Source organism: Bacillus sp. FJAT-29814 (genome assembly GCF_001510715.1).
In the GTDB taxonomy this organism is placed as follows: Bacteria; Bacillota; Bacilli; order Bacillales; family Cytobacillaceae; genus Neobacillus.
This window is the reverse complement of sequence record NZ_LMTJ01000005.1, coordinates 263800-277644: the sequence shown is the minus strand read 5'-3', so window position 1 is coordinate 277644 and position 13845 is coordinate 263800. Positions and strand designations below refer to the sequence as shown.

Annotated in this window: 17 protein-coding genes; 1 reads left to right on the top strand and 16 read right to left on the bottom strand. The window is 45.3% G+C overall.

The window, feature by feature from the left end; translation table 11 throughout:
* Positions 1 to 29 precede the first annotated feature (29 nt).
* The 9 genes from tgt to safA form a co-directional block, all read right to left on the bottom strand.
* Positions 30 to 1217 (bottom strand): tRNA guanosine(34) transglycosylase Tgt, encoded by a 1188-nt coding sequence (tgt, locus tag AR334_RS13755; protein WP_172799237.1) that lies wholly within the window; start codon positions 1215 to 1217, stop codon positions 30 to 32.
* The gene (queA, locus tag AR334_RS13750) at positions 1198 to 2226 is read right to left on the bottom strand and encodes a tRNA preQ1(34) S-adenosylmethionine ribosyltransferase-isomerase QueA (RefSeq protein WP_066311686.1); all 1029 of its coding nucleotides are present in this window, start codon (positions 2224 to 2226) and stop codon (positions 1198 to 1200) included. The genes tgt and queA overlap by 20 nt, the downstream gene beginning before the upstream one ends.
* A gap of 21 nt (positions 2227 to 2247) precedes the next feature.
* On the bottom strand, positions 2248 to 2457 hold the full coding sequence (locus AR334_RS13745) for a DUF2905 domain-containing protein (RefSeq protein WP_082692937.1): 210 nt from the start codon (positions 2455 to 2457) through the stop codon (positions 2248 to 2250).
* Positions 2454 to 3455, bottom strand: a complete 1002-nt coding sequence (gene ruvB / locus AR334_RS13740) for a Holliday junction branch migration DNA helicase RuvB (RefSeq protein WP_066311675.1) — start codon at positions 3453 to 3455, stop codon at positions 2454 to 2456. The genes AR334_RS13745 and ruvB overlap by 4 nt, the downstream gene beginning before the upstream one ends.
* A 10-nt stretch (positions 3456 to 3465) precedes the next feature.
* Positions 3466 to 4077, bottom strand: coding sequence for a Holliday junction branch migration protein RuvA (ruvA, locus tag AR334_RS13735; protein WP_066313833.1), 612 nt, complete (start codon positions 4075 to 4077; stop codon positions 3466 to 3468).
* A 149-nt stretch (positions 4078 to 4226) separates the two neighbouring features.
* A complete protein-coding gene (locus AR334_RS13730) occupies positions 4227 to 4745 on the bottom strand; it encodes an intercompartmental signaling factor BofC (RefSeq protein ID WP_066311673.1) in 519 nt (172 codons plus the stop codon).
* A gap of 125 nt (positions 4746 to 4870) precedes the next feature.
* Complete coding sequence (locus AR334_RS13725; RefSeq protein ID WP_066311671.1) at positions 4871 to 5566, bottom strand: YhcN/YlaJ family sporulation lipoprotein; 696 nt, start codon at positions 5564 to 5566, stop codon at positions 4871 to 4873.
* A gap of 93 nt (positions 5567 to 5659) precedes the next feature.
* Positions 5660 to 6643, bottom strand: coding sequence for an aminoglycoside phosphotransferase family protein (locus tag AR334_RS13720; protein WP_066311665.1), 984 nt, complete (start codon positions 6641 to 6643; stop codon positions 5660 to 5662).
* Positions 6630 to 8435 carry a SafA/ExsA family spore coat assembly protein gene (safA, locus tag AR334_RS30645; RefSeq protein WP_066311663.1) on the bottom strand — a complete coding sequence of 602 codons (1806 nt, stop codon included), beginning with the start codon at positions 8433 to 8435 and terminating at the stop codon, positions 6630 to 6632. The genes AR334_RS13720 and safA overlap by 14 nt, the downstream gene beginning before the upstream one ends.
* A gap of 207 nt (positions 8436 to 8642) precedes the next feature.
* Between safA and AR334_RS13710 the strand changes: the two genes are divergently transcribed.
* Positions 8643 to 9176 (top strand): transcription repressor NadR, encoded by a 534-nt coding sequence (locus AR334_RS13710; protein ID WP_066311661.1) that lies wholly within the window; start codon positions 8643 to 8645, stop codon positions 9174 to 9176.
* Between the two features lie 203 nt (positions 9177 to 9379).
* Here the strand turns inward: AR334_RS13710 and pheA are convergent, their stop codons facing one another.
* The 7 genes from pheA to rplU all read right to left on the bottom strand — a co-directional run bounded on the left by pheA (position 9380) and on the right by rplU (position 13842).
* Positions 9380 to 10234 carry a prephenate dehydratase gene (pheA, locus tag AR334_RS13705; protein ID WP_066311658.1) on the bottom strand — a complete coding sequence of 285 codons (855 nt, stop codon included), beginning with the start codon at positions 10232 to 10234 and terminating at the stop codon, positions 9380 to 9382.
* A gap of 94 nt (positions 10235 to 10328) precedes the next feature.
* Positions 10329 to 10778, bottom strand: a complete 450-nt coding sequence (locus AR334_RS13700; RefSeq protein ID WP_066311656.1) for an ACT domain-containing protein — start codon at positions 10776 to 10778, stop codon at positions 10329 to 10331.
* A gap of 30 nt (positions 10779 to 10808) precedes the next feature.
* Positions 10809 to 12098 carry a GTPase ObgE gene (gene obgE, locus AR334_RS13695; RefSeq protein WP_066311654.1) on the bottom strand — a complete coding sequence of 430 codons (1290 nt, stop codon included), beginning with the start codon at positions 12096 to 12098 and terminating at the stop codon, positions 10809 to 10811.
* Positions 12099 to 12145: 47 nt separating this feature from the next.
* Positions 12146 to 12676 (bottom strand): Spo0B C-terminal domain-containing protein, encoded by a 531-nt coding sequence (locus tag AR334_RS13690; RefSeq protein ID WP_066311652.1) that lies wholly within the window; start codon positions 12674 to 12676, stop codon positions 12146 to 12148.
* A gap of 199 nt (positions 12677 to 12875) precedes the next feature.
* Complete coding sequence (gene rpmA, locus AR334_RS13685) at positions 12876 to 13169, bottom strand: 50S ribosomal protein L27 (RefSeq protein WP_066311650.1); 294 nt, start codon at positions 13167 to 13169, stop codon at positions 12876 to 12878.
* Positions 13170 to 13517, bottom strand: a complete 348-nt coding sequence (locus AR334_RS13680) for a ribosomal-processing cysteine protease Prp (protein ID WP_066311646.1) — start codon at positions 13515 to 13517, stop codon at positions 13170 to 13172.
* Between the two features lie 16 nt (positions 13518 to 13533).
* Positions 13534 to 13842: a 50S ribosomal protein L21 gene (gene rplU / locus AR334_RS13675; RefSeq protein WP_066311643.1), complete on the bottom strand. Its 309-nt coding sequence runs from the start codon at positions 13840 to 13842 to the stop codon at positions 13534 to 13536.
* Between the last annotated feature and the right edge of the window lie 3 nt (positions 13843 to 13845).

Genomic DNA, 13845 nt, shown 5'->3' with positions numbered 1-13845 from the left:
CTAGTTTCCCTCCTTTCAAAAATCATCTATTAGAAATTTTTTGCATCCGGTTTGTTGAAACCATATTGCTCAAAAAATTCTTCGCGGAAATCACCAAGCCGGTCTTCCATAATGGCTTGTCTGACTTTCTCCATTAATCTTAACAGAAAATAGAGATTATGATAAGACGTTAATCGTATTCCAAACGTTTCATTACAGCGAATTAAGTGACGAATATAAGCACGGCTGTAATTTCGGCATGTATAGCAATCGCACTCGGGGTCAAGAGGACCGTAATCTCTGGCATATTGCGCATTTTTTACGACTAGGCGCCCCTGGCTAGTCATCAAAGTACCGTTTCTAGCTATCCTTGTCGGCAAAACACAGTCAAACATATCGATTCCGCGAATCGCCCCGTCAATCAAGGAGTCCGGCGAGCCGACGCCCATCAAATAGCGAGGTTTATTGGACGGTAGGAGCGGCGTCGTAAATTCGAGCACCCGATTCATCACATCTTTTGGTTCACCCACTGAAAGGCCGCCAACCGCATAGCCCGGAAAATCTAGCGAAACAAGATCTTTAGCACTTTGACGGCGCAGTTCCTCATATTCGCCGCCTTGAACAATGCCAAACAATCCCTGATCTTCCGGCCGCCCGTGGGCCTTTAAGCAGCGTTCGGCCCAGCGTGATGTCCGCTCGACTGACTTTTTCATATATTCGAAGGTTGCCGGATATGGTGGACACTCGTCGAATGCCATCATAATATCGGAACCGAGGGCATTTTGAATTTCCATTGCCTTTTCCGGTGACAAAAATAATTTCTCACCGCTGAGGTGGTTGCGGAAATGGACGCCCTCCTCCTCAATTTTCCTGAACTCACTTAAACTGAACACCTGAAACCCGCCGGAATCGGTCAAAATCGCCCGGTCCCAGTTCATGAATTTATGCAGGCCGCCTGCTTCCTTGATGATCTCATGTCCGGGACGGAGCCATAAATGATAGGTATTGCTTAAAATAATCCCGGCACCCATTTCTTTCAGGTCCTCTGGCGACATCGTTTTCACCGTCGCCAGCGTACCGACAGGCATGAACGCTGGAGTATCAAATGAACCGTGCGGAGTATGGACACGGCCAAGCCTTGCCCCCGTTTGTTTACATGTTTTAATTAATTCATAGCGAATCGCTGTCAAAATTGTTTTCTCCTTCCATCTGTTTATCTTAGATGATAAACATCGCATCGCCAAAGCTGAAGAAGCGGTAGCGCTCCTCAACAGCGGTGTTGTAGGCATGTAAAATATGTTCCCGGCCAGCCAACGCACTAACCAGCATGATCAGGGTAGATTTTGGCAGGTGGAAATTCGTAACCATCCCATCAATCGCTTTGAATTCGTAGCCAGGATAGATAAAAATACTTGTCCAGCCGCTGCCTTCTACAAATTGGCCATTATTGGCGGAGGCAATCGTCTCCAGAGTCCGGGTCGATGTGGTCCCAACCGTAATAATTCTTCCACCGCTGTTTCTCACTTCGTTTAACAATCTTGCCGTTCCTTCCGTTACCATATAAAACTCGGAGTGCATATCATGTCCTTCAATATCATCGACATTAACGGGTCTGAAGGTTCCTAATCCGACATGCAGGGTAATGAAGGTGACATGAACACCTTTTGCTTTAATCTCTTCAAGCAGCTCTTCGGTAAAATGAAGACCTGCTGTGGGTGCTGCCGCTGACCCGGGTTCGCGGGCATAAACAGTCTGGTAGCGGTCCCGGTCCTCCAGCTGTTCTTTTATATAGGGCGGCAAAGGCATTTCCCCCAGCTGATCAAGAACTTCATAAAATATTCCCTCGTATGTAAAATCCAACAGGCGGCCGCCATGCTCGGATGTACCGGTACAAACTGCTTTCAGGAGCCCATCACCAAATACAATCTCCGTGCCTTCTTTGACCCGTTTAGCGGGCTTTACAAGTGTCTCCCATTGGTCGCCTTCTGTCTGCTTAAGAAGGAGGACCTCAATTTTGGCTCCAGTATCTTCTTTCACACCAAAAAGGCGTGCAGGAAGTACCTTTGTATCATTCAATACTAGGCAGTCCCCTTCACGCAAATATTCAGTAATATTTTTAAAAACTTCATGTTTTATATCGCCTGTTTCTTTATCCAAGACCATCAATCTGCTGTCGGTTCTTGTTTTGAGCGGAACCTGAGCAATCAATTCTTCTGGCAAATGAAAATCAAACAAATCTACTTTCACAAAAAACACACCTTACTTCTTTCATTTCAGCTTCGCACCGATAAAATAGAATATCACAGACAAGATAATACTTACAATAATAGAAGTGACAAGCGGGAAATAAAATGTAGTATTCCCTTTTTTAATGACAATATCCCCGGGAAGCTTGCCGAGATGCAAAAACGGCATTAAAAACCCGATTAGAAAAATAACCGCGCCAATAATCATCAACGCTTTGGATAGGCCTGTCACGGCGCTGGCACCTCCATGCCAAAATGATGATAAACATTCGCTGTCACGATTCGCCCCCTTGGAGTACGCTGGAGGAACCCAATTTGCAGAAGATAGGGTTCATAAACATCCTCTATCGTTTCAGCTTCTTCACCGATTGATGCCGCAATGGTATCAAGCCCGACAGGACCACCGCGGAATTTTTCAATAATTCCTTTGAGCAGCTTGTGGTCGATATGGTCGAGGCCAAGCCTGTCAACCTGTAGGAGTTCCAACGCTTCTCTTGCGAGCGGAAGATCGATAGAGCCGTTGCTCTTGACCTGGGCAAAATCACGCACCCTCCTGAGCAGACGGTTGGCAATCCTTGGGGTCCCCCTCGCTCTTCTTGCGATTTCCGCCGCCGACTGGCCGTCAATTTCCGTTTCGAATAATTCGGCCGTGCGTTTCACAATGCTTGTCAGTTCATCTTCTTTATAATACTCGAGCCGGCTCAAAACTCCAAATCTGTCGCGGAGAGGTGCCGATAACGCCCCTGCCCTTGTAGTAGCACCGACAAGCGTAAACGGCGGGAGGTCGAGGCGGACGGATCTGGCAGTCTGACCCTTACCAATCACGATATCAAGGCAAAAATCTTCCATCGCCGGGTACAGGACCTCTTCAATTGATTTAGGCAAGCGGTGAATCTCATCGATAAATAACACATCACCGGGTTCAAGTGCCGTAAGAATGGCTGCTAGGTCCCCCGGCCGTTCTATCGCCGGTCCTGAAGTTGTCCGAATGTTAACACCCATCTCATTGGCGATGATTACCGCAAGAGTCGTCTTTCCGAGGCCCGGTGGCCCATATAAGAGGACATGGTCCAATGTCTCGTCGCGAAGCTTAGCCGCTTTGATGAAAACCTCAAGATTCCCCTTTACCTGCTCCTGTCCAATGTATTGCCTTAAGGTTTGCGGCCTGAGGCTCTGCTCAAAGCTTATTTCACTTTCGTTCACTTCACTGGAAATAATCCGGTTTTCCATTGATTATCACCTATTTCAAAAGCCGCTGCAGGGCCTTTTTAATGTATTGGTCTGTTGACAACTGTTCTTTGCTCAGTTCCGGTGAAATCTTTTTAATTTCCTTCTCGGAATAACCTAACGCCCTCAGGGCAAGAATAGCTTCTTCAAGCGCCAAGTTATCTGTCTTCGCCTGTGTTGGCAGCTTATCGGCATTAAATAAATTTGGAAAATAATCAGGGACAATGGACTCTAACTTGCCCTTCAAATCCAGAATCATCTGGCGCGCCGTTTTCTTACCCACGCCCGGGAATTTTACCAGGAAGGCTTCATCTTCGTTTTCAATCGCAGCAATAACTTGCTGGACCTCTCCAGACGCTAGAATGGCCAGCGCACCCTTCGGCCCGATGCCCGATACATTTAATAGCTTGGTAAACAGCATTTTTTCTTCCCGCGTTTGGAATCCGTATAACGCCATGATATCTTCACGAACATAGTGGTATGTATAAACAGTAACCATTGTTTGCATTTTACCGGAGTAAGCAAACGGATTAGGCGCGGCAATTTGATAGCCGATCCCGTTGTTCTCAATGACAATATATTCCGGTCCGACAAATTCGACGGTTCCTTTAATAAATTCGTACAATCCGATTCTCTCCCAAATTTTCTCTCGAAAAATTTCTCTACGTGCGTTTTTCGCACTGTATTTCATTCTAACATACAACCTTGAACTATTTGAAGAAAAGCAAAAAAAATCAGCCTGATTCAACTAAAAACAGTCTGATTTAAAATGTATTATTCATTTTTTATCGAATACGGTTTGAATGTTTCCAAAACCTCTACATAACGATCCTTTGTTTTGATCGGTATCCCCTGCAACAATTCCTGCTGGGCTTTGCTTTCAAGCTTTTTAACATCTATTTGAAAAAATGATTGGATAATTCGCAATCGGTCTGGCCGCCCATTAAAAATCGTCAAAACTCCATCCTCCGTCAATCCGAAATACCCGTTTGCTTTTAACAAAGGAGAAATATCGTCAACCTGCTTTTTAAAAACAAAGGTTGATTCATCATTTCTGAGGAGCTGCCATTGGTCATATTTAGCCCAAAAGTTCTCCATCGACCAGCATGTCTCCTGAATAACCTCCTGGCTGATTTCGCCATCCAAATAATTTCGTTCCAAAATTACCGTGATCTGCAGTGGTTCCTTATTGAGCTGTGCGCCAGCTTTAGTTGCTGTTCCCCAAATCGCATCGCCGGCTAAAATGGCAAGAATGACTGGTACCGCCATTATCGCTTTTCGATTGAACCTCATGCTACTCACCTCTTCCTCGGAAGAATTGAACAAACTTTACATTACTAGTTTAGCCTTATTTTCCCTTTTTATCCTTGATAGTAAAATTGCAAAAGGACAAAGCACAATCGCTTTGTCCTTAGGGATTATTTTGGCTCCGGCTGGCGGACCTCATTGTTGATGTTGCGGTCTCGACCGAGTGCACCTTCATCCGTATCAACCTTTACAGATCGGTCTTTGACAAGAGGCTGTACCGCATTTTCAATCGCGCGCTTTGTTTCGGCGGCTCTGCTTTGATCATTTAATTTTACCGATATTCTGACAGTATTGCCATAGGAAACGGACCGGATGCTTCGAACATTATCGACATCTCGTACCCTGTTTCTGATTTGATCCGTTATTCGCTCTTGAAATCCTGGATCGACCACAGAACCGGAATTCGTATTGCCGATATCTTTATTTAAATGGCCGTGGTAATTTACATCGCTTGTACTGAACCGGTTGTCGCGCTGGAACCAGTTACGGTCTGTTTTTGCCAAAGGCGTCGTCGGATTTTTTGGATGCCCGTTTTCATCTTTTTCTTGAAGCATCTTCCTTCTGTTATCCTTGTCGAGACGGCCCTCATCCCCCAAATTATGATCCATCATTTCCATCAGTCCGCCGTCATTATCCCGCAGAAAACCATTGTTAGTCGTCCGATGATTTTCATTTGAATAATATCCTAGTGGTAATGCATTATTATTGGAATCATTAGCGGTTGAGTGGTCATTGTTATTGGCACAGCCCGCTGCTCCTGCCAGCAAAAGAATGGATAAAGGAATCATCCACCGTTTCTTGTTCAAGCGAAAAACCCCCTCGCGCAAATCTGAGCATTTTCCAGCTCATGATTAGGTTGTGATTTAGGGGGAATTTCATTCTATTGCGAACCTACATGATTATTCCAACATATCCTTCAATTTTTCAATAAACTTTTTCCTGTTGTTAAATTGCCCAATCGACAAGTCGATGACCGAGTTTAATTTTTTCTGTTCTCGATACCAATTTTCCCTAATAATTCGATTCCACTCGCGATAAATGTCAGCAGGATAGACTAAGGCAGTTAGGAATGCCTGATCGTTCAAATATTTCTTAAGTTGTTTGTGGCTGAACAGTTTTTCTAAGGACCAGTCTAGATAAGGGAGAATGCGGTTGGCATACTGCAAATAATCGTAAGCCGGAGGGCCGATATTAATTAAATCAAAATCAATCAGATAAAGCTGCCCGGCCCGATTGCGCATAAAATTATGATGGGCTACATCACCATGAAGGATCACCTGCGGTTCGTCCCCGAACTCCAATTCATTATTAATTTTTGATAAAGACCATTGACCCCATGAGAGGATTTCGTTTGTATAAGGTTCGGCAATAAAATAGCGGAGGAAGTGAAGATTATTGGTAAATTGCTGAAATCTCCCCACCCATTTCCCATTGATGTCGCCTTGTGGCAGCAAAGTCCGATATCTCGCTTCAAATGCTGCCGTTGACTGGTGAAATCGCTCCAGGAGATCTAATCCTTCCTGGCGGTTTTTTTGTGAATGGTAGGAAAAAACAGTTTTACTAGGTGGAATATATTCGATGCAGCCAAAATAAGTGCCTTCAAAAAACAACTGTGAATGGACCGGAGGAACAATGAATTTGTAGGTGTTTAAAAACCCCTCTTTTCTAAGCGTGTCTGTAAAGGCCTCTTGCAGTTTAAGTCTTTGATTTGTTTGATATCCTTTTACAATAAACGATTGATTTTTTGTTTTTATAAAAAATACATTTTCCCGAAACGCGCGAAATTTAACGATGTCTTCCTTAAACTGCGATTTAAAATAAGAGAAGAGACGATCGAGGTAAGAATCGTCTCTCATGTTGTTGTTATTATTAACTGCTCTCATCGGAATAACCTTGTGTTCCAAAGGAATCTGTTCCGACCGGTCCTATGCCGTAGGGGTTCATAAACGGCGGCTGGGCCACATTCACTGGTGCTGTATATGGCGCGCTGTAAATAGGCGGGGTTGGCGGTACAAATGTTGGCAGCTCCGGTGCTGGAGCCTGAGCCGGTGCCCCACATCCGCAATCCTCTAATGAGCCTGTTCCAACCGGCAGGCTTTGCGGTTGAGTGCTGCCGGCCGGCAGCATTGCTGGCGATGATTCGATTTCAAAAGACGGAAAAGCTCCCGGTGCTCCTGCCATTTGCGGGTAGCCATAAGGCGTGGCACCATATTGTGTTCCAGTCCCGTAAGACGATCTCATTTGCGGATTACCCATTGTTCCATCAGGACCTGATCGCATCGACGGACTAAATCCCATCCCCGTAGGATATCCGCCTTGCATTGGCATTCCCGCCGGATTGGCGCCTAATTCCGCCTGTCCTTGGGGAAATCCAGGTGTTTGCCCATATCCTATTGGCATTTGATTATAGCCCATTGGCGTCTGCCCATATCCCATTGACATTTGATCGTAGCCCATCGGCATTTGGCCATAGCCAGCTGGATATTGGCCTTGCGGAAATTGGCCGTAACCTGCCGGGTATTGACCCATCGGCATTTGCTCATAACCCATTGGTGCTCCGTACGCTCCAGGCATTTGACCGGCTGGCATTTGGGCAGTACCCATAGGCATTTGGCCATACGCGCCCGGCATCTGCGCGTATCCGGCAGGGTCCATCGTCATCGGCTGCTGATAACCAGGATTAAATGTGGTCCCCATCATGGCCCCTGGATTTCCTGCACCCATTACTGGCATTTGTGGCATAAATGATGAAGATTCATCACCAAAATGGTGCGGCACAAACCCCGCTCCAGCGACTTGCGGGTACCCTGCAGGAACACCGGCGGCCATTCCTGGTGCCATTCCTGGTACCATTCCTGGTGCCATTCCTGGTGCCATTCCTGGTGCCATTCCTGGTACCATTCCTGGTACCATTTCAGGTGCCATTCCAGGTGCCATTGGCATCCCCATTCCTAGCTGATAAGGCATGGCCGGCATCACCGGGAAACCGCCAAATGGCGGACAAAATCCTGGACCAGGCATAACAGGCGTGACAGGAACACAATATTCCTGTACCGGCATTTCAACTGGTGTTGGTACAGGAACAGGATTGGCTTGAATTGGAAGCGGAGCCGGAATAGGATTTGCTTTTATCGGAACTTCCTTCATCGGCATTTGTTTTATGGGCATTTCTTTGATCGGCATTTCTTTGATCGGCATTTCTTTGATTGGAACTTCTTTTATCGGAATTTCCTTCTTTGGAATCTCTTTGGCAGGAAGTATAGGCATTTTTGGCTGTTCTTTTACCGCCATTTTTTTCATTTGTGTAATATAATGTTGATGGATGTCTATTTCAGGAGCTACTTGCAAAGGCATTTTTGGAGTATAAGGCGCTTTCGGTACTTCTTTGATGATCGGCTGCTCTTTTATAGGCACTTCTTTTACCGGCATTTCCTTAATGGGTGCCTCTTTTTTCGGCATCTCTTTTATCGGCGCTTCTTTTTTCACTCCCAGATGGACAGGCCCTTCTTTTTTAATGGATCCTCCTGAAGTCGGAACCTTTATTTTCATACCGGGCATAATCATATCAGGGTTACTGAGCTGTGTGTTCATCTTTTTCAGCTCTTCAAAATTTACGCCGTACTTCTTGGCGATCTTCCAAAGAGTATCCCCTTTCTGTACGATATGGATCTTCACTCTGATTTCCCTCCTATGCATAAGTCCATATAGTGTATGTGTAAATGGGCAAAGTGCTATCATTCTTCACAAAAACTTATGCTAATTTTTATCAAATTATGTTTGTACCGACAAAAGACCCTATTGGCTTCGGGGTGTGATGAATTTTAATTTGGTACACAGTATGTTAAAATTGGTAATCATGCTGATTCGTAAGGAGCGTTTTGGATGGAACAGAAAAAGATTCTTGGGGAAGAGCGGAGACAATATATCTTACAATTACTAAAATCAAGTACTGCGCCGATAACGGGGAGTGAACTGGCCGAGCGAACGAATGTAAGCCGGCAGGTTATCGTTGGCGACATAACGCTGCTTAAGGCTAAAAATGAACCCATTATCGCGACCAGTCAGGGGTACATATACTTGCAGCAGGCGGCCAATGCCCAGGTCGTTGAACGTACCATTGCCTGCCGCCATACACCCGAGGAGACAGAAAAGGAATTGATCATTTTTGTCGACCATGGGGTAACAGTAAAGGATGTGCGGATAGAACATGCGGTTTACGGAGACCTCACAGCTTCGATTATGGTTTCCAATCGGCAGGAGGTAAAGCAGTTTATGGAAAAAGTCCGCACTACAAAGGCATCATTTTTATCAGAATTAACCGGCGGGATTCACCTGCATACTGTTTCGGCAGGCAGTGAAGATGCACTGGATAAGGTGGAGGACGCTCTTAGGGCTGAAGGGTTATTGATGGTTTAAGAAGTCTAGTGGAGAAAGAAAGTCCGTAGAATACGGCTCCTACGGACATTTTTGTTGATTTTCCATACCGTATTGTCCGCAGAACAGCTTCCTGCGGACATTTTCGCTGATTTTCCATACCGTCTTGTCCGCAGAACACATTCCTGCGGACATTTTTGTTGATTTTTCATACCGTTTTGTCCGCAGAACACTAAATTTTTAAGTTAATTTAATTCCAACATAATCTTAGGGTAGCTTCCGAGCACTTTCACACCACAGCCCAGTGCCTCCATTTCCGCAATTGCACCTGGAATCAAGACTTCATCCAGCTTCATTTCGATATCGATGACAAAAAAGTAATTTCCGATTCCGGTTTTCATTGGACGCGATTCAATTTTTGAGAGATTCAATCTCCGCCAAGCAAATGCCGACAGTACCTGATGCAACGCCCCCGCCTGGTCGGATGGCAGCGTCACCATCAACGTAGTTTTATAATAATTTGCTCCGCTAAACTCTAGCAGTTGCTCCTGATTTTCTGTCAACACGACAAAACGTGTGTGATTATAATCAAAATCATGAATATTCCTTTTTACAATTGTCAGCCCATACTCCTCGGCCGCCAATTCATTGGCAATGGCAGCAATATTACTCTCAGGAGTTTCCTGCACCATTTTAGCTGCCGCGGCAGTAGATGACTTGCTTTCTGATGGCACCCCTTTAAATTGCTTATGTAAAAAACGGTGACACTGGGCAATCGCATGAGAATGGCTATAAATTCTCGTTACCTCCTGCCAGTTTTCGGCGTTGGCAGGATGAACCATAAAATGCTGTTTAATAGGAAGGGTAATTTCCCCAACAATCGGAATATCCACCTCCTGGGTCAAATAATCAAGCGTTATGTTAACAGAGCCCTCCAAGGCATTTTCGAGCGGAACAACGGCAAGGTCAATATCGTTGTTAACAACGGCATCCATGCATTCGGGTATTGTCTGAAAAGGTAGATGTTCTTGCGTTTTAAATACCTTTTTAACGGCGAGTTCAGTAAATGTTGCCTTTGGACCTAAATATCCTACTTTCAATTTCCTCTTCTCCCTTTTCTGATGTACAAAATTAGAAATTTCCGAAAAATATTATTAAAAAAGAAAGCCGGGACAGGCTTGTGAACATAAATCACTACGCTCCTGTTCCCAGCACTTCGACCTTCTCGACAAACTCAAGCTTCCTCAGATTTGCAAGCAGGTCATTGATATCATTCGTCAGTCCGGCGGTGTTCAGAGACAGGGTCACGTTCGCCCGGCCTTGAAGCGGGATGGTCTGGTGAATCGTCAACACATTGCAGCCTGAAGCCGCAACAACAGCCAATAATTTTGACAATGTCCCGGAACGATCCTCGAGATGGAAAAACAATGAGATAATTCGCTCTTTCGACACTGTGGAAAATGCAAAAACGGTATCTCTATATTTATAAAAGGCACTTCGGCTTAAATCGACCTTTGAAACAGCATCCCCAATCGATTCGGCCTTGCCTCTTTCAAGGAGGTCCTTTGCTTCAATCGTTTTCTTCATGGCCTCTGACAACACATCTTCGCGGACTAAATAAAATTTTTTCTCAAAATTATCCATGCCCAACCTCTCCCTCTTTGGGACCCCTCATTATTCAATAAACTCGAATTCAAACTCCAATAACTTCACAATATCCCCGTCTTTTGCGCCACGTGCCCGAAGTGCATCGTCGACTCCAAGTCCGCGTAATTGACGTGAGAAACGGCGAACGGATTCATCTCTTGAAAAATCAGTCATCTTAAACAGCCGTTCGATCTTTTCACCAGAAACAACAAACGAACCGTCCGGATCTCTTGTAATCGTAAAGGCATCCGGGTCTGCCTCGTGTTTATAAAGAACCCGGTTAACGCCCAGTTCTTCCTCTTCGTGCTGCAGCGGGAATTCAGGCGTTTCTTCCAGCATGTCAGCCACCGCAAATAACAGCTCGCGCAAGCCTTGACGAGTAATCGCGGAAATAGGGAAAATCAGATAATCCTCTTTCAGCTGCTCTTTAAACTTTTTCAAGTTTTCCTCGGCATCTGGCATGTCCATTTTGTTGGCAACAATGATTTGCGGCCGCTCGGTCAAGCGCAAATTATATTCCTTTAATTCACGGTTGATGGTCAAATAATCCTCATAAGGATCCCGGCCCTCCATGGCAGCCATATCAATCACATGAACAATAACCCTTGTGCGTTCAATATGTCGTAAAAATTGATGTCCCAGCCCAACACCGGCATGTGCCCCTTCAATCAACCCTGGGAGGTCAGCCATGACAAAGCTTCGGCCATCCTCAGTCTCAACCATTCCAAGATTCGGTACAATGGTTGTAAAATGATATTCGGCAATTTTCGGTCTCGCGGATGAAACAACCGACAACAACGTCGACTTCCCGACACTCGGAAACCCAACGAGTCCAACATCGGCCAACAGCTTCAATTCCAAAACTACGTCACGCTCTTGACCTGGTTCGCCGTTTTCAGCGATTTCGGGGGCAGGATTGGCAGGTGTTGCGAATCGAGTGTTCCCCCGGCCGCCGCGACCTCCTTTGGCAATAACAGCCCGTTGGCCGTGCTCAACCAGGTCCGCAATCACCTCATTGGTTTCTGCATCCATGACCACCGTTCCCGGCGGTACCTTGACAATCATATCCTTTGAGCCACGGCCATGCTGTCCCTTGGACATGCCATGCTCGCCGCGCGGTGCCTTAAAATGGCGCTGGTAGCGGAAATCCATTAGAGTCCGTAAACCTTCCTCGACGACGAAAACTACATCCGCGCCCTTGCCGCCATCGCCGCCGGCAGGACCGCCCTTCGGCACATATTTTTCACGGCGGAACGCGACCATGCCATTGCCGCCGTCGCCGCCTTTAACATAAACTTTTACTTGATCGACAAACATCTTTATCCTCCAGTCGGATACTCAAAATTACTGATTGAATTCCATGCCTAAATGGCCGGCATAAATACTTCCATGGAAAATTCGTTATTGGATAGATCTTTAACCTCCGCATGAATCGCCGGTTCTGCAAGGAATGCTTCAATCAGTTGATTATTACTTATTATCCCGCGAAAATCAAAAAAGAAACGAATTCCGTTTGACTGCGGCTCAATAGTTATTGATAAATCGTTCTCCTGAAATGCCTCAATGGCTTGATCCAGACAGTTGAAAAAAGACTTTGTCCAATCTGCCAGGATGCCATCATCTATCTTTATGTACTCCGAATCCTGAAAAACTTCATATTCAAGCCGAAACGAGTGGTTTTCCCAGTTTGTTTTTAAAAGCAGTGCCGCAAACTTCGGCAGCAATAAATTGGACAGTTTTGTCTCATGCTGGGTCTCGATGACAATTTCATCAATTACCTTTTTCGCCCTGTCAATCCGCCCTAAATCCAAGTTTGCCTTGATCAGCTGCAGTTTGTTTAGCCAGTCATGGCGTGAATGCCGAAGCACCTCAATAATGTCCCATTCTTTTTCCATACCGTACTCTCCAATTCTTTGTCGGAAACTGTTTGCTGATAGTATATCAAAAAAACAACCGGTAGTAAGCATTTTTATGTATTGTAAAGGGGAAAATGAAGGAAATTTAACCAGCGAGAGGGGGGGAGCAGAGCGGAAAATTCTTCCTAAATTAACCAAAAAGAAAACCCTAACCATTTGGTTAGAGTTTTCTAAGCCATTAAGCTTCTTGAGCAGCTGGATAAACGCTCACCTTTTTGCGGTCACGACCAACGCGCTCGAATTTAACAACGCCGTCGACTTTTGCATAAAGAGTGTCATCTCCGCCACGGCCTACGTTTTCACCTGGATAAATCTTTGTACCGCGTTGACGGTAAAGGATAGATCCGCCGGTTACGAATTGGCCGTCTGCACGCTTAGCGCCAAGGCGCTTTGAGATGGAGTCACGTCCGTTCTTTGTAGAACCTACTCCCTTTTTAGATGCAAACAACTGAAGATCTAATTTTAATAACATCTAGTCCACCTCCCGCTTTTTGAAGGTTATTTTTATGTGCTCGCCATACTCCTCTTCAATCGCCCGTAATGAGACAATCATACCTTCTAGAAGAAGTTGAACTTTCTCATTGATACCTTCAGGGAGCTGCCCCGGAAGAACACAGCGGAGAAAGCCCTCTTCATGGTCAATTGCAATGTCAGGAGTAACTCCGGTTAACTCGTGTACGGCATTGATTGCCCCAACTGAAACCGCCGATACACCTGCACATACAATATCCGTTCCCTTCGCAGAGAAAAAAGCATGACCACTGATTACAAATGATTGAATGGAATTGGCTTCCGTACGATTAATCGTAATGTTAATCATCTATAGGTTCAACACCTTACGCGTTGATTTTTTCGATGACAACTTTAGTGTAAGGTTGACGATGACCTTGCTTCTTACGGTTATTTTTCTTCGCTTTGTACTTGAACACGATGATTTTCTTTTGACGGCCTTGCTTTTCAACTTTAGCTGTAACAGTCGCGCCTTCAACAACAGGGCTTCCTACCTTTACAGTTTCACCGCCAACGAAAAGAACCTTGTCAAAAGTAACTGTTTCGCCTGCTTCTGCATCTAATTTCTCGATGTAGATCGCTTGGCCTTCTTCGACTTTAAGTTGCTTACCGCCAGTTTCGATAATTGCGTACATGAA